14 protein-coding genes and 1 tRNA gene are annotated in these 18,728 nt (G+C 73.5%); 5 read left to right on the forward strand and 10 right to left on the reverse strand.

Annotated elements, in window-relative coordinates:
- The first annotated feature begins 110 nt into the window (after positions 1-110).
- The 3 genes from FGI33_RS00970 (at position 111) to FGI33_RS00980 (ending at position 3,908) form a co-directional block, all read left to right on the forward strand.
- Entirely contained in the window at positions 111-950 is an 840-nt protein-coding gene (locus tag FGI33_RS00970; RefSeq protein ID WP_237582122.1) for a C40 family peptidase, read from the forward strand.
- Positions 951-1,310: 360 nt separating this feature from the next.
- Positions 1,311-1,808, forward strand: a complete 498-nt coding sequence (locus tag FGI33_RS00975) for an HNH endonuclease (protein WP_119434481.1) — start codon at positions 1,311-1,313, stop codon at positions 1,806-1,808.
- Positions 1,809-1,841: 33 nt separating this feature from the next.
- Complete coding sequence (locus FGI33_RS00980; RefSeq protein ID WP_119434480.1) at positions 1,842-3,908, forward strand: prolyl oligopeptidase family serine peptidase; 2,067 nt, start codon at positions 1,842-1,844, stop codon at positions 3,906-3,908.
- 54 nt (positions 3,909-3,962) lie between these two features.
- Here FGI33_RS00980 and FGI33_RS00985 read toward each other — a convergent pair whose 3' ends face one another.
- The 4 genes from FGI33_RS00985 to FGI33_RS01000 all read right to left on the reverse strand — a co-directional run bounded on the left by FGI33_RS00985 (position 3,963) and on the right by FGI33_RS01000 (position 8,087).
- Positions 3,963-4,727, reverse strand: coding sequence for an AfsR/SARP family transcriptional regulator (locus FGI33_RS00985; RefSeq protein WP_119435665.1), 765 nt, complete (start codon positions 4,725-4,727; stop codon positions 3,963-3,965).
- 233 nt (positions 4,728-4,960) lie between these two features.
- Positions 4,961-6,247 (reverse strand): hypothetical protein, encoded by a 1,287-nt coding sequence (locus FGI33_RS00990; RefSeq protein WP_237582123.1) that lies wholly within the window; start codon positions 6,245-6,247, stop codon positions 4,961-4,963.
- A gap of 342 nt (positions 6,248-6,589) precedes the next feature.
- Entirely contained in the window at positions 6,590-6,940 is a 351-nt protein-coding gene (locus FGI33_RS00995; protein ID WP_012300007.1) for a histone-like nucleoid-structuring protein Lsr2, read from the reverse strand.
- A 364-nt stretch (positions 6,941-7,304) separates the two neighbouring features.
- Positions 7,305-8,087, reverse strand: coding sequence for an L-threonylcarbamoyladenylate synthase (locus FGI33_RS01000; RefSeq protein WP_119435355.1), 783 nt, complete (start codon positions 8,085-8,087; stop codon positions 7,305-7,307).
- Positions 8,088-8,298: 211 nt separating this feature from the next.
- Here FGI33_RS01000 and FGI33_RS01005 point away from each other — a divergent pair, with 211 nt between their 5' ends.
- On the forward strand, positions 8,299-9,900 hold the full coding sequence (locus FGI33_RS01005) for an SNIPE associated domain-containing protein (RefSeq protein WP_204585688.1): 1,602 nt from the start codon (positions 8,299-8,301) through the stop codon (positions 9,898-9,900).
- Positions 9,901-9,909: 9 nt separating this feature from the next.
- Here FGI33_RS01005 and FGI33_RS01010 read toward each other — a convergent pair whose 3' ends face one another.
- The 5 genes from FGI33_RS01010 to FGI33_RS01030 are packed head-to-tail and all read right to left on the reverse strand — an operon-like array spanning position 9,910 to position 16,648.
- Positions 9,910-11,472: a helix-turn-helix domain-containing protein gene (locus tag FGI33_RS01010; protein ID WP_237582124.1), complete on the reverse strand. Its 1,563-nt coding sequence runs from the start codon at positions 11,470-11,472 to the stop codon at positions 9,910-9,912.
- A complete protein-coding gene (locus FGI33_RS01015) occupies positions 11,469-12,575 on the reverse strand; it encodes a DUF917 domain-containing protein (RefSeq protein WP_237582125.1) in 1,107 nt (368 codons plus the stop codon). Before FGI33_RS01015 ends, FGI33_RS01010 begins: the two co-directional genes overlap by 4 nt.
- Before the next feature lie 23 nt (positions 12,576-12,598).
- Complete coding sequence (locus FGI33_RS01020) at positions 12,599-13,726, reverse strand: DUF917 domain-containing protein (protein ID WP_119434209.1); 1,128 nt, start codon at positions 13,724-13,726, stop codon at positions 12,599-12,601.
- Positions 13,719-15,278: a hydantoinase/oxoprolinase N-terminal domain-containing protein gene (locus tag FGI33_RS01025; RefSeq protein ID WP_119434210.1), complete on the reverse strand. Its 1,560-nt coding sequence runs from the start codon at positions 15,276-15,278 to the stop codon at positions 13,719-13,721. The genes FGI33_RS01020 and FGI33_RS01025 overlap by 8 nt, the downstream gene beginning before the upstream one ends.
- A complete protein-coding gene (locus tag FGI33_RS01030) occupies positions 15,275-16,648 on the reverse strand; it encodes a purine-cytosine permease family protein (protein ID WP_119434211.1) in 1,374 nt (457 codons plus the stop codon). The genes FGI33_RS01025 and FGI33_RS01030 overlap by 4 nt, the downstream gene beginning before the upstream one ends.
- A 295-nt stretch (positions 16,649-16,943) precedes the next feature.
- Here FGI33_RS01030 and FGI33_RS01035 point away from each other — a divergent pair, with 295 nt between their 5' ends.
- The gene (locus FGI33_RS01035) at positions 16,944-18,056 is read left to right on the forward strand and encodes a type I restriction endonuclease (protein ID WP_119434212.1); all 1,113 of its coding nucleotides are present in this window, start codon (positions 16,944-16,946) and stop codon (positions 18,054-18,056) included.
- Between the two features lie 576 nt (positions 18,057-18,632).
- On the opposite strand, the gene FGI33_RS01040 is transcribed toward FGI33_RS01035, so the two are convergent.
- Positions 18,633-18,704: transfer RNA gene (locus tag FGI33_RS01040), tRNA-Arg, on the reverse strand.
- Positions 18,705-18,728: the final 24 nt, after the last annotated feature.

The following is an 18,728-nucleotide window of genomic DNA, read 5'->3' on the forward strand; positions in this document are numbered from 1 at the left end:
GCGCCCGCATGTCCGGCGTCGAGACGCAGGAGGTTGACAACTTGGCCCATGGTGACATCAGCGGTTCCGTCGGGAACCCGTCCGACCCGACTCGACCGCCCGCACCCGGGATGGATCGTCTGCCCACCCGCCGCGAGCTCCGCGCCGCCGAGAGCGCGAAGGCCGTCCGCCCCCGCCGCGACTCCGCGACCCGCACGCTGGCGACCCCCGCTCCCCGTCTGACCCCGGCCCCCGCCGGTCGGTCGCGCCGCACCAAGGCCGCCAACGCGGTCGTCATGACCTTCGTCACCGGCCTCGTCGGCGTCATGGCCATCCCGGCCTACGCCGCGGGATCCTCGCTCGAGCACACCGCGACCGCCGAGGGCGCGTCGCTGCAGGACTACACGGCCGCCAACGCGCAGGTCGTCACCGCGGACAGCGCGTCGTCCGCCCCGGTCGAGGAGGAGGGCTTCACCGCCACCTCCGTCGCCGAGCTCAACGCGCAGAAGGCCGCCGCCGCGCAGGCCGCCCTCGCCGAGCAGCGCCGCACGCAGCTCGCCTCGTCCGCCACCAGCTACTCGGGCGCCTCCGCCACGCAGCTGGCGCAGAACCCCATCTACCAGGGCACATCGGCGAGCGGCGTCTCCGCCGTCGCCCGCCAGTACCTCGGCGTGCCCTACGTCTTCGGCGGCGAGACGCCCGCCGGCTTCGACTGCTCGGGCCTCGTCAAGTACGTCTTCGCGCAGTTCGGCCTCAACCTGCCGCACTCGGTGCGCGCGCAGCACAACGCCGGCGTCGTCGTGTCCCGCGAGGACGCCCGCCCCGGCGACATCGTGGTGTGGAACGACTTCAGCCACGACGGCATCTACACCGGCAACGGCATCTTCATCGACGCGCCGAAGCCCGGCGACCACGTCAAGGAGCGCCCGATCTGGAGCACCAACGTGCACTTCGTCCGCCTCCTGGGCTGACGACCGGCACGCGCATGACCCCGGGAGGCCGGCGGCACGCATCCTCCGAGATGCACCGCCGGCCTCTCGCATTCCCCGGGACAAACGGGGATCGACGGGTTACCCTGTCCGGTGAGACGTCCCTCGACCCGCCCGGGAGCCCCGATGACCACCGCACCTGACATCCGCACCATGGATGCGCACGTGCGGCACGGCCATCGGCACCATCCCCGGGTGGGCATCCACCTGGTCCACCCGAGCGGTCACCCGCTCTCCTAGAAGGCATCGCCGAGCGTTCGGCGGTGCCTTCGCGTGTTCCCGGGGGCGGGACGCCTCATTCGGATTCCTGGAAGCCGTCCAGGCCGGTCTGAGAGGGATGTCGTGCGCACACTGGTACTCAACGCGGGCTTCGAGCCGCTCGCCGTCGTGTCGTTCAAGCGGGCCCTGGTGCTCGTGCTGAGCGGCAAGGCCACCATGCTCGCCCAGGACGAGGAGCACCCCATCCTCGGCAGCGGCGGTGCCTGGGGGCGCCCGTCCGTGATCCTGCTCACGCGGTACGTGCGGATCCCGCACGCGCGCCGCGTGCCCGTCTCGCGGCGCGGGGTGCTGCGGCGCGACGGCGGCAGGTGCGCGTACTGCGCCCGGAACGCGACCACAATCGACCACGTGCTCCCGCGCTCGCGCGGCGGCAAGGACACGTGGGAGAACCTCGTGGCCTGCTGCCTGTCGTGCAACAACCGCAAGAGCGACCGCACGCCGGAGGAGATGGGGTGGACGCTGCGCACGGCCCCGCGCGCTCCTCAGGGGAGCGGCTGGGTGGTCAGCGGCATGGAGCGGCCCGCGCCCGGGTGGGACGAGTTCCTGGCTCCGGCCGCCTGATCGAGGCGCCCCTCGCGTCCGTAGGCTGAGGGGATGACCGCCGACGCTCGCGTATCCCCGACCCCCGACGACCCGTTCCTCTGGCTGGAGGAGATCCACGGCGACCGCGCCCTCGCGTGGGTCCGCGCGGAGAACGAGCGGACCCTTGGCCGGTCGCCCGAGGGGTCGCGCGCCCAGTTGACGGGCGAGCTGCTCGAGGTGCTGGAGTCGGACGAGCGGATCCCGTACGTGACCCGGCACGGCGAGCACCTCTACAACCTCTGGCGCGACGCGGAGCACGTGCAGGGGCTCTGGCGGCGCACGACGCTCGACGAGTACCAGGCGCCCGCGCCCGAGTGGGAGGTGCTGCTCGACCTGGACGCGCTGGGCGCCGCCGAGGGGATCCCGTGGCAGTTCTCGCGCGCGCAGCTGCTGTCGCCCGCGCGCGACCGGGCGCTCGTGTCGCTCTCGCCCGACGGCGGGGACGCGGTCGCGGTGCGCGAGCTCGACCTGACCACCGGGCGCTTCGTCGATGGCGGCTTCGCGGTGCCGGTCGCGAAGACGATGGTGTCGTGGATCGACCGGGACACGGTCTTCGTAGGGACGGACTTCGGGCCGGGCAGCCTCACCGAGAGCTCCTACGCGCGCACCGCTCGCCGCTGGAGCCGGGGGCAGGCGCTGGCCGACGCCCCCGAGGTGCACGCCGTCGCCGCGACCGACATGCTCGTCCACGTCACGCACGACCCCACCCCCGGCTTCGAGCGGGACGTCGTCCGCGAGGTGCCGGACTTCTTCACGTCGAGGACGCTCCTGCTGACGGACACGGGGACGGTCCCGATCGACGTGCCCGAGGACGTGGACGTCGACCTGCACCGCGAGTGGCTCGTGCTGCGGCCGCGCACCGACACGGAGATCGGCGGCGGCGTGCACGCGGCGGGGTCGCTGCTCGCGGCGCGCCTGGACGACTTCCTCGCCGGATCCCGCGAGCTGACCGTGCTGTTCGCGCCCACCTCGTCGCGGAGCCTGGAGGACTGGGCCTGGACCGCGGGGCACCTCGTGGTGACGCTGCTCGAGGACGTGGCGAGCAGGATCCGCGTGCTCACGCCGCCGACCGAGGCGGGCCCCGCCGGCTGGCGCGAGGAGGACGTGCGCGTGGGGACGCCGCTCGCGTCCGTCTCCGTCGTCGCGACCGACCGCGAGACCGACGAGTACTGGCTCGCGGTCACCGGGTTCCTCACGCCGCCGACGCTGCTGCACGGCGTGGTCGGACAGGGGGCGCCGCGACCGGTCAAGGAGCAGCCCGCGTCGTTCGACGCCGACGGGCTCGAGGTGCAGCAGCACTTCGCCGTGTCGGACGACGGGACGCGCGTGCCGTACTTCCAGGTGGGGCCGCGCGGCCTGCCGCTCGACGGATCCGCGCCCACGCTGCTCTCGGGCTACGGCGGCTTCGAGAACAGCCGCCTGCCGTCGTACAGCGGCGTGGTGGGGCGCGGATGGCTGGCGCGCGGCGGCGTCTACGTGCTGGCGAACATCCGCGGCGGCGGCGAGTACGGACCGGCCTGGCACCGCGCCGCGCTGCGGGGGGACCGGCACCGGGCGTACGAGGACTTCGCCGCCGTCGCGCGCGACCTCGTGGCGCGCGGCGTGACCGTGCCCGCGCGCCTCGGCTGCGAGGGCAGGAGCAACGGGGGGCTGCTGGTCGGAAACATGCTCACGACCTACCCGGAGCTGTTCGGCGCCGTGATCTGCGGGGTGCCGCTGCTCGACATGCGCCGGTACACGAGGCTGTCGGCGGGGGCCTCGTGGATCGCCGAGTACGGGGACCCCGACGTGCCCTCCGACTGGGACTTCATCCGGACCTTCTCGCCGTACCACAACGTGCGGGCGGGGGTCTCGTATCCGCCGACGCTCGTCTACGCGGCCACGAGCGACGACCGGGTCGGCCCCGTGCAGGCGCGGAAGATGGTCGCGCTGCTGCACGAGACCGGGGTCGAGGACGCCTGGTACTTCGAGAACACGGCGGGCGGCCACGGCGGATCGGCGGACAACCCCGCGACGGCGCGCCTGCAGTCGCTCATCCACGCGTTCCTCTGGGAGCGGCTCGGGGGCGCGGCGGCCTGAGCGGCGGCGGCGCGGCTGCTCGCCGGGCGGGCGGCCGTCCTGGTGGTCCGGTCGTCAGCCGTCGCGGCGGGAGGGGGTCCGCGGGCGGAGGCCGGACACGAGGTCGGTCAGCATCGCGGTCGGCTGCAGGCCGACCTCCCGGTCGAGGCGCGTGCGGTAGAGCGCGTAGGCGCGCAGGGCGTCCGACTGGTTGCCGGCGGCCACGTGCACGGCGATGAGGCAGCGCTGCGCGGTCTCGCGGAGCGGATCCACGTCGATCGCCCGGCGGGCCGCCGAAGCCGCCTCGTGCAGGCGCCCGCGGGCCAGGAGCACCTGGGACTGCGCCTCGAGCGCGTTGACGCGCAGGTGCCGCCATTCCTCGGCCGCCGGCTCCAGCCAGGCGTCGAACCAGTCGGGCAGCAGGTCGGCGCTGAAGAGCGCGACCGCCACCGGGGAGATGTCCGCCTCGTCCGCCCCGTGCGGCCGGGGCTCGAGCAGGCGGGCGGCCGTCGCGCGAGCCGTCCTGAGGTCGACGGCGACCGCGTCGTGCAGCACGAGCCCGCCGGGCGCGGAGTCGACGATCTCCCGGCCGCCGTCGCCGAGGCGGGCGATGGCGGAGCGGAGGCTCGACGCGGCACGGCCGTCCAGCGCGTCGGGCCACAGCTGGCTGGCGAGGGTGCCGCGGTCGGCGGGGCGGGCGCGGATGGCGAGGGCGGCGATGAGCCGCCGCGTGCCGTCCGAGAGGGCGGCGCCGGTCGGATCCAGGCCGGGGGAGGCCGACGCGGAGTCGCTGCCGAGGCCCGCGACGCGGAAGCCGCCGAGCACGTCGACGCGGATCACCGTGTCGCCCTGACGTGGGTCCCGCATCTCGCCGGGAGGAGAGCCGCGGCCGCCGGGCGGCGCGACGACGGGAGGGATCCTCCGCGCATCCGCTCCTGCATCCGGCACCTCCATCGCGGCCACCGTATCCGCTCGGACGCGAAACCCCACCATGGGTGTGCTTTTGGGGCTACGCGCGACGGAGCGCCCGACGACGTGTCGTCGGGCGCTCCGTCAGGGGGACCGCGGGGCGGCTATCGCTGGGCGGACCGGCGTCGGACGTTCCATCCCATTCCGAGCGCACCCAGGACCAGGGCGGCCAGGCCCCAGCCGATGGTGGGCGTGGGGTCGTAGCCGGTCACCGGCAGCGAGCCGCCGGGCGTCGTGCCCCCGGGGACGATCGGCGCGGCGGTCGTGCTCGTCGGGGTGGGCGTGCCCGCCGTCGGGGTGGGCGTGCCCGCCGTCGGGGTCGGCGTGCCGACCGACGCGGTGGGGGTGGGGACCGTGGCGGTGGGCGTGGGGACCGTCGCCGTGGGCGTCGGGACCGTGGCGGTGGGCGTGGGGACGGTCGGCGTCGGGGTCGGCGCTGTGGCCGTCGGCGTCGGAGCCGTCGGGGTGGGCGTCGGGGCCGTGGCCGTGGGGGTCGGGGCCGTGGGCGTCGGCGTGGGGGCCGTCGGGGTGGGGGTCGGGGCCGTGGGCGTCGGGGTCGGCGCCGTGGGCGTCGGGATCGGCGTCGTGGCCGTCGGGGTGGGCGCCGGCGTCGTCGGCTCGACGGTCGGGGCGACCGTCGGCTCGACGGTCGGGGCGACCGTGGGCTCGTCGGTCGGGGCGACCGTCGGCTCGTCCGTCGGGGCGACCGTCGGGGCGACCGTGGGCTCGTCCGTGGGGGCGACGGTCGGCTCGTCGGTCGGGGCGACGGTCGGCTCATCCGTCGGCTCGACGGCGGGCGAGACGAAGTTGCGGATCACGGTGCTGCAGCGGACGATGCTGCCGGCGGCTGCGGATCCGTTGCACTGGTTCACCGGCACCTGGAGGGCCGACGACGTGGTCGACGAGGTGATGACGGTGCACTCGACCGTGCTGCCGCCGCCGTTTCCGGAGCCGTTGCACTGGGTGACGTCGGCGTTCGTGGTGCTGGCGATCGGGGAGCAGTTCACGACGCTGCCGCCGCCCTGCCCGGATCCGACGCACTGGTTCACCGTGGCGGCGGTGTTGGTGCTCTCGCCGACGATGTTGTTGGTGATGTCGACCGAGCAGATGACATTGCTGCCACCGGCGGCGACGCTGTTGCACTGCTCGACCGCGTTCACGATGATCCCGTCGCGCTGCGACGTCGACGTGGTGCAGAGGGGCGCTCCCGCGGCACCCTGGCACACGGTCGTGGTGACGGTGGAGGAGCCGACCTGCGTGGCGAGGTCGATGTCGTTGACGACGGTGACGTCGCATCGGACCTCGACGCCGGCGCCGGCCGGGACGGAATTGCACTGCGACGCGGTCTCGAGGGACACGGCGGCGGACGCCGACTGGATCTGGCCTGTCATGCCGACGACGGCGACCAGCGCGATGAGCGCGGCACCCGCCGAGGCGAGGAAGCGCCCACGGAGGGCACGGCGGGGACGGCGAGCGGGAATTGCGGTCCCGGGTGATGCGAGGTGTTTCGGCACGGTGCTCCTTCTTCCCGGCCAGAGTGCTCGAGCCGCCGCGACGCACCCGCGACGCGCGCGTGACGCGCGCGTGACGCCCGGCGCGCCGCCCCCTCGGAACCCCGCCGATCCGGCGCCGCGGGATTCCTTACGGGGTCCCGGCGGGATGACGAAGAGGGCCGATCCTGTGGCGGATCGGCCCTCTTCGTGGTGCGTCGCGCGGGGCGCGCGTCGTGTCGCCTACTTGTTGGCGCGGTACTCCTCGAGCAGGTCGGCGGAGATGCGGCCGCGCTCGGAGACCTTGTGGCCGTGCTCGCGCAGCCACTCGCGCGCGGCGCCGAGGTCCTCCTTGGGGGCGCTCGAGGAGGAGCGGCGCGTGCCGGTCGAACGGCCGGTGGAGGCGCGGCCGACGCGGCGGGCGCGGTCGACGTAGGTGTCCAGCGCCTCGCGGAGCTTGGCGGCGTTGGCGTCGCTCAGATCGATCTCGTAATTCACGCCGTCGAGCGCGAACGGGACGGTCTCGCCCTTTCCCTCTTCGATGACGACGCCGTCGATGTCGTCGACGAGCGTGGTGACAACCTTGCGAGCCACGTCTGTTCCTCTCATTGCGCTTGGCGCACCGGATGATGCGGCGGTGATCACGATACCGGTCGAGCGGGGGAAATCCGACAGCTTTCGTGAATCGGCGTCGGAATTCGCCGGGAATCCTCGGGAACGCGGTCCCTTGATACGTCTCGACACCCTCGCTGTGCGCATTCCGCCTCGTGCGCGCGACGTCGACGGCGGCGTTTCCCGGGCGTCATGGCGAAGCGCGACCCGCATATCGTGGAGGAATGCCGCGCTATATCCCCACCTAAGGAATTAGTGGGGCGCACCACTTATCTCGACGCGGGAATGCACGAGGGCCCGCGGAGACGCGCTCCGCGGGCCCTCGTGGGCGATGATCCGGACGGGATCAGTAGTACTCGCCGTGGCGGTAGTCCCACGACGGGAACGACCGGGCGAGCGCCGACATGATGACGTCGACCGCGAGCCCGCGGCGGATGAGCGTCGGGTTCGGGGTGACCGAGCGCGCGCCGCGCTGCTCGGGGACGAGCGCGCCGGACGCGTCGACCATGGAGACCATGACGCCCTGCTCGTGGCGGCTCGTCTCGTCGAGGCCCGGCTGGATGGACGCGACGTAGTCGTCGGCCGCGACGATCACGTCGGCCTGCTGCTCGATGCGCTCGCCGATGCCCTCGACCCGGCCGCGGTTGCCCTTGCCCGACGGGTTGGCGGAGCTCGCGAAGGACAGCCGGCGGCTCTCCCACAGGCGCTCGGCGAGCTGCTCGGCGGGGCGGCCGAAGCGGATCACGAAGCAGCTCGTGCCGCGTCGGTCCATCGCGAGCTCGCCGGCGAGCTCGTCGGGGATGAGGTGCTTCGCGTCCTCGCGCCAGGGGAGGATGCAGCCGAGGAGCACGTCGGCGTCCCAGTGCTCCTGGTAGAAGGCGAGGATCTCGTCGTTCAGGACGGCGAGCTCCTGCAGCTGCGCGATGCTCGTGCAGAGCACCACGCCCGGCTTGTCGCGGTTGCGCTGCTTGGCGTCGAACTTGCGCTCGAGGCCGGCGCCGTCCGTCGTCATGAGGATGTAGCCGACCTTGGTGGCGGCGACGACGAGGCCTCCCGGGGCCTCGAGGGCCCGGGCCGCGCGCTCGTCGAGCGTGCCGTCCCAGGGGAGGGTGCGGGTGGTGTCGGTCATGGGCGCGTGCCTCTCGTGCGTGTCGGGGTGGATCCGCCGGGGCGCACCTGCGTCGGGCCGGGGTGCGCCTGGCCGCGCGTGCGGCGGGAGGGCGGTGACGTCGACGGTAGGCGCGGCGGCTCGGCGGGGCGGGCGAGCGTCCACAGGGGAGGGCGTGCGCCGCCTCGAACGGGGGCTCCTGACGGCCGGGGCGGCTGCCTAGCCTGAGGGGATGAGCGCTGCCGCCGGCTGGTATGACGACCAGGATCCCCGCTACGTCCGCTGGTGGGACGGCGAGCGGTGGACCGAGCACGTGCAGCCGCGACCCGAGGTCGCGCCGCAGGAGCCGGAGCCGACCGCGCCCGCGGCGCCGCCCGTCGACCGCCTCTCGAAGCGCGAGGCCCGGGAGCGCGCGGCGGCCGCCGAGGCGCACATAGCCCAGCTGGAGGACCTGATCCGGCGTCACGGCCTGCGCGAGTACGCCGAGGTGGACGACTACCGGGCCCATGCCCAGGCGGAGGCCGAGTCCGCCCGGCGCACCGGATCCGAGGCGGCGACCTCGCTGGTCGCCGCGGCGCGGGAGGAGCGCGACCGGATGCTGGCGGAGGCCGGGGAGGCGCGCCTCCGGGCCGAGGCGGAGGCGGGGGCGACCCGCGACCGGGCCGAGGCGGACGCCCGGGCCGCGCGCCTGCGAGCCGAGGCCGAGCTCCAGGCGGTGGACGAGGCCGTGCACGAGCGGATCGCGGCCCGCGCGGCCCTCGACGCCGAGCTGGCGACCGCCCGCGCCGAGCTGGTCGACGTGACCGCGACGGCCGAGCTCCAGGGCGTCGGCCTGTTCGACTACGACCACCCGGCGGAGTCCTCGGCCGATCTCGCCTCGCGGCTGGAGGCGCTGCGGTACTCCATCAAGAACCGCGTCCGCGACAAGCAGGCGGTGACCGCCACGTCCGGCTTCACGTTCAACGGATCCGAGGCGCAGGGGCGGCGTTTCGTGAGCGACATGTCGAAGGTGCTGCTGCGCGCCTACAACGCCGAGGCGGAGAACGCGGTGAAGGCGACCAGGGCGGGGAACCTCCATGTCGCGCAGACGCGGCTCACCCGGGCGGCGGAGCAGATCGCGAAGAGCGGCACGATGATCGACCTCCGCATCCAGGACGGATATCACGAGCTGCGCCTGGAGGAGCTCCAGCTGGCGAGCGCCCACCTCCGCGTGCTGCAGGCGGAGAAGGAGATGGAGCGCGAGCGTCGGGCGGAGCTCCGCGAGCAGGCCAAGGCGTCCGCGGAATTGCAGGCCGAGCACGATCGCCTCGACAAGGAGCGCGCGCACTACGCCGCGACGCTGGCCGCGCTCGAGACCAACGGCGACCTCGAGGGCGCGGCGCGCATGCGGGACCGGATCGACGACGTCGACCGGGCGCTCGTGCAGGTGGACCACCGCGCGGCGAACGTGCGCGCCGGCTACGTCTACGTCATCTCCAACGTGGGGGCGTTCGGCGAGCGGATGGTGAAGATCGGCATGACCCGGCGGCTCGAGCCCATGGACCGGGTGGTCGAGCTCGGCGACGCGTCCGTGCCGTTCCGCTTCGACGTCCACGCGCTGTTCTTCGCCGACGACGCGGTGGGCGTCGAGGCGATGCTGCACCGGACCTTCGCGGAGCAGCGCGTGAACCGGATCAACCTCCGGCGCGAGTTCTTCTACGTCACGCCCGACGCGGTGCTCGACGCCCTGAAGGCGCACGCGGTGGAGATCGTCGAGTACGCCCTGCACCCGGCGGCCGAGGAGTACCGGGCCAGCCGCGCGCTCGAGGGGGCGGAGCGGGTCCCGGCCGCGTGACGACCGGCCCTACGCCCCCGCCGCCAGCACCGTGCGGCACGCGAGGTGCAGGGCGAGGCGCGTCTCCGCGTCCTGGAGGTCGACCTGCAGGATGCGCTGCACACGCTGGATCCGCTCGGCCACCGTGTTGCGGTGCACCGCGAGGACGGAGGCGGTCTCCGCGACCGACGACTCCGCGTCGAGGTAGGTCGCGAGCGTCGTGAGCAGGTCGCCCGTGGTCTGGCGGCGCAGCGGCGCGAGGAGCTCGAGGGCGGCGGGCTGGAAGGTGTCCGTCTGCGTCCAGGCGAGGAGGAGCTGGGCGAGGCCCAGCCGGTCGACGTGCAGGAACCGGCCGGACTGCGGGCGGGACGCCGCGAGGCGGGCGGCGTCGGCGGCCTCGGCGAGCGAGCGGGCGATGCCGGCCGGGCCGTGGTGCACGCGGCCGACGCCGACGTCGCTCGGCAGGTCGTCGTCCCAGCGCTGCTGGGCGCGGCGGACCGCGCGGGCGGCGTCGTGCGCGGTGGGGACGTCGGGCTCGAGCGCGAACGAGATCCACGCGGCCCAGCCGTCGCCCTGCTCGACGACGCCCACGTCGAGGCCCTCCGCCGCCAGCGCCTCGATGAGCTCGTAGCGCCGGCCGACGATGTCGGCGTCCTGGCGCGACACGACGCGGATCCCCATGTGCCAGCCCTCGACTCGCCAGCCCAGCTCGAGCGCCCGGCGCAGGAGCCCGGCGCCGGGGGAGTCGCCCGCCTCGAGGAGCTCGCCGAGGAGGGCGATGCGCCAGCGGGCCTCGCGCTCGTCGACCACGCGGCGGAGCGACAGGCGGTGGCCGACCGCGAGGGCGACGACGGGCAGCGCGGCGGCGACGGCGTCGACCTCGGCGGCGACGGATCCGGGCACCTCGACCGCGAGCCAGCTCGGCGCCATGAGCCCCGAGTCGACGGGCGCGGTGACGAGCGTGCCGCGCTCGCCGACGGGACGCGCGTCGACGTGGCCGGGGAGGCCGGCCGCTATGGCGGCGTGCGCGGCGGGGGAGGGCGCGGCTCCCTCGGGCGCGAGCACGCGGCCGGAGGAGTCGACGAGGAGGGCGGGTCGTCCGAGCGTCCCGGCGGCGGCGCGCAGGGCGTCCGCGGGATCCCGGCCCGCGTCGGCCACCGCGGACACGGCGTCGCGCGCGGCGCGGCCGGCGGCGGCCCGCGCGTCGCCGAGGCGGTCGTGCAGCGCGATGGACGTCGCCCACGCGTCGTCGCAGGCCAGCACGACGACGCCGAGGCGGTCCGCGAGGAGCGTCGTCGCGGGATCCACCGCCACGCCCGCATCGAGCACGACGGCCGCGACGCCCCGGTCGGCGAGGCGTCGGAGCCGCGCGTCGAAGCGCCAGGTGGTGCGCTCGGCGCGGTCGAGGACGACGACGACGTCGGCCTGCGCGGCGGGCGAGGCCCCGTCGCCGGTCGTCGCGTCGTCCGCCGGGGCGTCCATCCGCACGCCGCGGACGCGCGAGACCGCGGGATCCGCCGTCCCCGCCACCCGGCGCACGTCCGCGAGCGACGCGTGGTCGAGCAGCGCGGAGAGGGGGATCGGCCGGATCACGCGGGCACCCCGGCCGTGGCACTGTCGACCGCCGCGTCGACGTCGACCCGCCCGAACCCGAAGGCGGCGGGCGAGACGGCGGCCAGGCGCTCGGGCGTCGCGGTCCACCACGCGGGCGCGTCGAGGGACAGGACGACGACGCGGGCGCCGGGCCGCGCGTCGTCGACGAGGAGCACACGGGCCCCGGCCACGGTGGTGCCGGGGACGGCGATCACCGCGATGAGGTCGGGTGCCGTCGCGACCGGTCGGCCGTCCGCGAGCGCGATCACGAACTCGTTCTCGGCCTCGAGCCGGATCACCGCGCCCGTTGCCTCGTCGACCACGCTGACCGTCGTCACGTCGAAGCGCCCGGTGCGCGGCGACGTGACCACGTCCACGATGCGGCCGTGCCCGAGGAGCGCGCCGCCGAGCGCCGCCGCGAGCCCGGCCGGGGTGCCCGTGCCGTCGGCGGTCCGCAGGGCGCGGCCGAGCCCGAGGGCGCGCGCGGCCGTGCCGGGGATCGCGGTCGCGCGGAGGTCGGCGGCCCGCTGCGGAGGGAGGGCGAGCGCGGCCCAGCCGGACGAGTGCGCGATCACGAGCCGGAGCAGCCCCTCGACCTCGGCGGGCGTGACGCCGTCGAGCAGCATCGTGCGGCCGCCCGGCTCCGTGACGGCGCACGGCGAGATGGCGCGGCCGGAGACGACGAGGCTCGACTGGTCGATGCGGGGGAGCGCGCGGCCCGTGAGGTCGGCGTCGAGGAGCGGGAGGCCGAGCGTCGAGGCGGCGGACAGCGGCGCGAGCCCGTTGACGCCCGCCATCTCGAGCGCCATGAGGGCGGCGGGCGGCGTGCCCGTCCAGCGGGTGAGCGCCTCGACGGCCTCGGCCAGCTCCGTACCGGACGGCAGCTTCTCGCGCAGCACCGACGTGGACCCGATGTAGCCCACCGGCACCACGAGGTCGTCCGCGTCGAGGTCGTCGAGCCCGATGCCGCGCACGGGCGCGTCCCGCAGCTGGCGGGCGGTGGCGGCCGCGAGGATCCGCGGGTCGCCGCCCCCGCCCGAGCCCAGCAGGAGGAGCCCCGAGACGAGGTCGGGGAGGTCGTCGACTCCCAGATCCCGGCTCACGGGCGTCACGGTAGCACCCGGCCCTACGCGCCCGGCGGCTCGGAGAAGTCGTCGACGGGCGAGCGGACGGGGTCGATGTCGTAGCCGAAGTAGCGGGGCCCGGCGAGCTCGATGCCGCCCGGGCTGTGCCACCGCTCGTCGGCCGGCGCGGAGACCACGCGCACCCGCTGGCCGAAGCGCAGCGTCTCCGTCGTGATCGGCTCGCCCGTCTCGCTGTCGAGCACCATGATGAGGTCCGGCGTCGAGGCCACCGGGACGCCGTCGATGGACGCGAGCAGCATCTCGTTCTGGAAGCCGAGCACGATCTCCCGTCCGGCGTCGGCGCCCGTGCCCTGGATCCTCGCCTCGCCCCGCGCGAACCCCGCGACCGTGCGCCGCGCGACGTCCACGACCTTGCCGCCGAGGAGCACCGCGCCGCCCAGCCGGGCGGCGACCGCCTCGACCGGGTCGACGAGCGCGTCGCGCGCCTCCTCCACGAGCGTGCCGAGCTCGTGGCAGAGCGACAGCGTGTGCGGCACGAACGACGCCTTCACCTGCGCGCCCGTCATGGCGTAGTTCGACATGATCATCGAGCTGCCCATCTGCACCGCCACCGGCCGCGTGAGCCGCTCGGCCCACGCGTTGTCGATGGTGTCGACGACGCCCGTGTTGCCCTTCTCGTCGGCGAAGGACATGGGGGTGGCGCGGATCCCGTCGATGGTCGGGATCACCATCTGGATCTCGGGGAAGGCCCGCCCCATCCCGTCGCCGTCGACGATCGGCAGGCCCATGCGCGCGGCCGCGACCATCGGGATGGTGGAGTTCGCGCCGCCCACCTCGATGCACGCGACGTGCGTGGGCGTGACGCCGAGGTAGCGCGCGAGCGACAGGATCGCCCCCTGCAGCTGCTCGACCGTCGGCAGCTTCTCCACCATCACGGTGGGCGCGCCCATCATCGCGACGGGGATCACGACGGCGTCGTCCGGCAGGTCGAACGGGTCGGCGAGCGGGATGGGCCCGAGCTCCTTGATCGCCTCGCCCGCGAGCAGCCGGCCGATGTAGGGGTCGCCGCCGCCGCCCGTGCCGAGGATCGCCGCGCCGCGCGCGATGGCGGGCAGGTGCTCGAGCCGGATCTCGGTGAGGCGGGTGCGGGGCATGGTCGTGTCAGACATGCGCGGCCTTCCTGATGTCGAGGTCGCCGACGGCCTTGGCGCGGATGCGGATCGCGTTGCCGGGCAGGTACGGGATGGGGAGCTCGTCGAAGTCGACGATCTCCACGGTCGAGGGGGAGGCGCCCGCGGCGACCGCGCGCTCGACGGCCTCCTGCCGGGCGTCGTCGAGGGCCTGCTGGCGGGATCCCTCGCTCACGCTGTAGACGCGGTCGAGCTCGCCGGACACCTGCGCGATGGCCGCGCCGACCGCGTTCGCGACGGCGAAGTTGTCCGGGCGATGGACCCGGCCGAGGCCCTCGAGCTCTTCGGGCAGCAGGATCGAGCCGCCGCCGACCGCCACGACGGGCAGCGGGGCGGACGACGTGCGCATGCGCTCCACGACGTCGGCGACGCGCATCGCGATGGTGTCGAGCGCGCGCCGCACGAGCTGCGGCGAGAGGTGCGCCACTCGCGCCGGGTCGCCGACCTCGACCATGCCGGCCGCGACCGCGATGTCCGTGGTCGTGAGGGTGTCGCCGCCGAAGACGAGCGCGCGGCGGCCGAGCTCGTAGCCGACCGAGTCGGGGCCGACCAGGTCGCCGTCGCCGCGCACGAGGGATCCGCCGCCGATGCCGATGGAGAGCACGTCCGGCATGCGGAAGTTCGTGCGGACGCCGGCCACGCTGATCTCCGCCGTGGCCTCCCGCGGGAACCCGCCCGCGAGCACGCCCACGTCGCTCGTGGTGCCGCCGATGTCGACGACCGCGCACGTGCCGAGGCCGGAGAGCAGGGCCGCGCCGCGCATCGAGTTGGTGGGGCCGGAGGCGAAGGTCGCGACCGGGTAGCGGCGCGCGAAGTCCACGCCCATGAGCGTGCCGTCGTTCTGCGACAGGTAGAGGGGAGCGGTGATCCCATGGCCGCGCACCGCGCGCTCGAGCCCGCCGACGATCTGGTCGGCCAGCTCGCGCAGCGACGCGTTGATGATGGTCGCGTTCTCGCGCTCCAGCAGGCCGATGCGGCCGATCTCGTGCGAGAGCGAGATGGCGACGTCCGGCCCGAGCTCTGCGGAGAGCACCGCGGCCGCCTCCACCTCGAACTCGCTGTTCACGGGCGCGAAGACGCTGGAGATCGCGACGGACCGGAGCCCGCGCGCGGCGATGTCGGCCGCGTGCCGCTTGAGCTCGTCGTGGTCGAGCGGGGCGATGACCCGCCCGTCGAACTCGTGGCCGCCGTGCGCGAGGTAGCCCGTGCCGCGCACCGCCGCCACGAGCTCCTCGGGCCAGTCGACGAACGGCGGCAGCGAGGCGGTGGCTGGCAGCGCGAGCCGCACGGCCGCCGTGGGCGCGAGCCGCCTGGCCTCGACGAGCGCGTTGATGAAGTGGGTCGTGCCGATCATGACGCCGTCGATGTCCACCGGGTCGAACGGGTGCTGCCGGTCGAGCTCCGCGAGCGCGCCGACGATGCCGCTCGTCACGTCCTGCGTGGTCGAGGACTTGATCCCGACGACCACGCGGTCGCCGTCCATGAGCACGGCGTCCGTGTTGGTGCCGCCGACGTCGATGCCGATCCTCATCGGGTGGCCACCTTCCCGGCCGTGGCCGTGGCCGCGTCCGGCGCCGCGACGCCGTCGGCGGGCCGGTCGGCCGTCTCGGTGCGCACCTCGCCGACGCCGCGGATCAGCCCGGCCTTGCCGAGCACCGCGTAGAGCACGAACGCCGTGATGACGGCGTTGAGGCTGCCGAGGCCGAAGGTCGCGTAGTAGCCGACGAGCGCGGAGACGACCCAGATCGCGAGGCTCACGGGCACCCAGCGCGGCGCGCTCGCCGGCAGCGCGCCGGCCTCCCGGGAGGAGTCGAGCGCCGGGCGCCAGTTCTTGACGACGAAGTACTCGGCGATCATGATCCCGACGATGGGCGGGAAGGCCACGCCCAGCAGGATCAGGAACTGCGTGAACTGCCCGAGGATCCCGGCCGCCGCGAGTACCGACCCGATCACGCCGACCACCACCGTGACGAGCGCCCGGTTGACCCGCCGCCCGAACACCGTGTCGATGAAGTTCACGACGCCGAGGCCCGACGAGTAGAGGTTCCAGTCGTTGATCTTGATGGTGCCCAGCAGGATCACGAGCACGCCGACCCAGCCGACCGACGACAGGATGATCGCCGACACGTCGGCCGTGCGCACCGCGTGCGCGAGCAGCACGCCGGACAGGCCCGTGAGGTACTCGCCGACCGTGATGCTCACGACCGTCTGCTTCACGACGTCCGCGGCCGAGCGGTTGTAGCGCGTCTGGTCGGGCGAGATGAGCGCGCCGACGATGAAGCCGCCGGCCACGATCGAGGCGCCCGCGATGATCGACATCTGCGGGCCCGGCGCCGGCTGCGTCACGAGCGTCGCGATGTCGTGCTTCTGCAGCTCGATGACGACGGCCCAGCCGACCAGCAGCAGGAAGAGGGGCACCGCGATGTTCGCGACCCACTGCATCCCGTGGAAGCCGAGCATGACGACCGCGGTGATGATGAGGCCGAACGCGAGCGACCAGGCCCACACGGGCAGCCACGGCATGATCGAGTTGAGGCCGGAGGCGGAGACGCCCGATTGGATCCCGAACCAGCCGATGAGGCTGATGCCGATGGCCAGGCCGATGAGCGCCGATCCGTTGTGCCCGAAGCCCGTCCAGCGCGACAGGATCGAGGTGTTCAGCCCCTCGCGCTGCCCGATGAGGCCCGTGAAGATGCAGACGACCTCGAGGATCACGGCGCCGATGGTGATCGCCCAGAAGGCATCCCAGAAGCTCATGCTGAAGCCGAGCGTGGCGGCGACGACGAAGGCGCTCAGCGCCGAGAGCTGGCCGACGCGCTGGGTCGCGATCTGGAACCAGTGGTAGCGCGCCTCCTGCGGGACCCGCGCGAGCGCGTAGTCGTCGGGTGCGGTGGATGCCATGGGGACTCCTCGGGGGATGCGTGCGGCAACGGGTTGCCACAGCGTAGGTATCGGCCCGAGGAGGCCGCCATGTGCAGAGTGTCGTGTCGGGGGTGTGAAGCGGGGCGGTGTGCTGGGAGCGGTGTGTCGAGTCGGCACGGACCCGGAGACGAGGGCGAGGGCGGCGAGGTGCTGAGCCCGGGTCTCCTTGACACGCGCGCCGCGCCGGCAGCCGGCCCGAATTGGGGCCACGCGCATTTCCATGAATGCGCATCGACATCCGTATCGTCGGGATCACCGAGACGAGGGAGTCCCCATGGAATTCGCCGAACGACTGGCCGCCCTGGCAATGAAGGTCCGCAACCAGCGCGACGCCATCCAGACGGAGGAGGCGACGAAGAACGCGTTCATCATGCCGTTCATCTCCACGATCCTCGGATACGACGTCTTCAACCCGCTCGAGGTGGTCCCCGAGTTCACGGCGGACCTCGGCCTGAAGAAGGGCGAGAAGATCGACTACGCGATCATGCGCGACGGCGAGGTGCAGATCCTCATCGAGTGCAAGAAGTCGACGGAGCCGCTCAAGATCGAGCACGCGTCGCAGCTCTTCCGCTACTTCGCCGTGACGAACGCGCGCATCGCGGTGCTCACGAACGGCGAGGTCTACCACTTCTACACGGACCTCGACGCGCCGAACCGCATGGACGAGAAGCCGTTCCTGGTCCTGGATCTCGCGGACATCGACGAGACCCTGCTGCCCGAGCTGATGAAGCTCACCAAGGACGTCTTCGACCTCGACTCGATCATCAGCGCCGCGGGGGAGCTCAAGTACGTCGGGGCGCTGAAGCGCGCGATCGCGGCGGAGTTCCGCGAGCCGACCCCGGAATGGGTGAAGCTCCTCACCCGCCGCGTCTACGAGGGCTCGTTCACGGAGAAGGTGCGCGACCAGTTCACGACGCTCGTCGGCAAGGCCTCGAAGCAGTACCTGAACGAGCAGGTGAACGACCGCCTGAAGACGGCGTTGGGCGCTCCCGCGTTCCCGTCGGCGCCGACCACGCCGTCGGCCGACGCGATCACGAGCGAGGAGGCCGTCGTGGCCGACCTCGATCGCGACACCGAGATCGAGACGACGCTCGAGGAGCTCGAGGGCTATCAGATCGTCAAGGCCATCGCCTGCAGCGAGGTGAAGCCGCAGCGCGTGGTGCACCGCGACGCGAAGTCGTACCTCGCGATCCTCCTCGACGACAACAACCGCAAGCCCATCGCCCGCCTCCACTTCAACGGCAAGAAGCAGAAGTACCTCGGCCTCTTCGATGCGCACAAGGTCGAGACGCGTCACCCGATCGGATCGCTGGACGAGATCTACGCGCACGCGGATTCGATCCGCGAGGCGATCCGTGGGCACGCGGGGGAGTCGGTAGGCGCATGACAAGACGCGTGGAGGGGAGGTAGGACATCGAGGGCGCCTGGACGGTCCTCGTCGCGGTCACCGCGGCGGCGGCCTCTCTCGCGACCGTGATCGGCTTCGTGCACACCGTCGCCGAGGCGGGACGTAGCAGGCGAGCCGGCCTCGCTGCGGTCCACGCTGATCTGACGATGGGGGATGTGGCGGCCGCTCGAGATGCGATGGGCGCCTTCCGCTATTCCCAGGACGGGGGCACGTCCCCGGGCCGTGTCCGCGACGCCGACGCGATGCGTGCCTACTTCGTGATCCTCTGGGCCCTCGAGCGGGCGGACAACACGCTCTCCTACTACTCGCGGTCCCACCAGCGGCGCGCGTCCAGCTTCATAGGATGGAACCTCGACGAGCTCACGCGGAACGTGGTCTGGTTCCGAGGAGAGCACGGCCCACGCCTCGGGCTGCATGATGCGGAGTCGTGGACGCGATTCCGTCACGCGCTCGTGTCGGACACCGTCTCCGCATCGGTGGGCAGGGCGACGAGGCTGACTCGGAGCTAGCCGAGCCACGTACGCTGGGATGCGCGGGAATCGCACGTGCGCCGGGTGCCCCTGGAGGGACTCGAACCCCCAACCCTTTCCTTAGGACGGAACTGCTCTTCCATTGAGCTACAGAGGCTGACCGGCCCATGGTAGCGGAGGG

Origin of the sequence: Clavibacter phaseoli (assembly GCF_021922925.1) — a bacterium.
Classification (GTDB): Bacteria; Actinomycetota; Actinomycetes; order Actinomycetales; family Microbacteriaceae; genus Clavibacter; species Clavibacter phaseoli.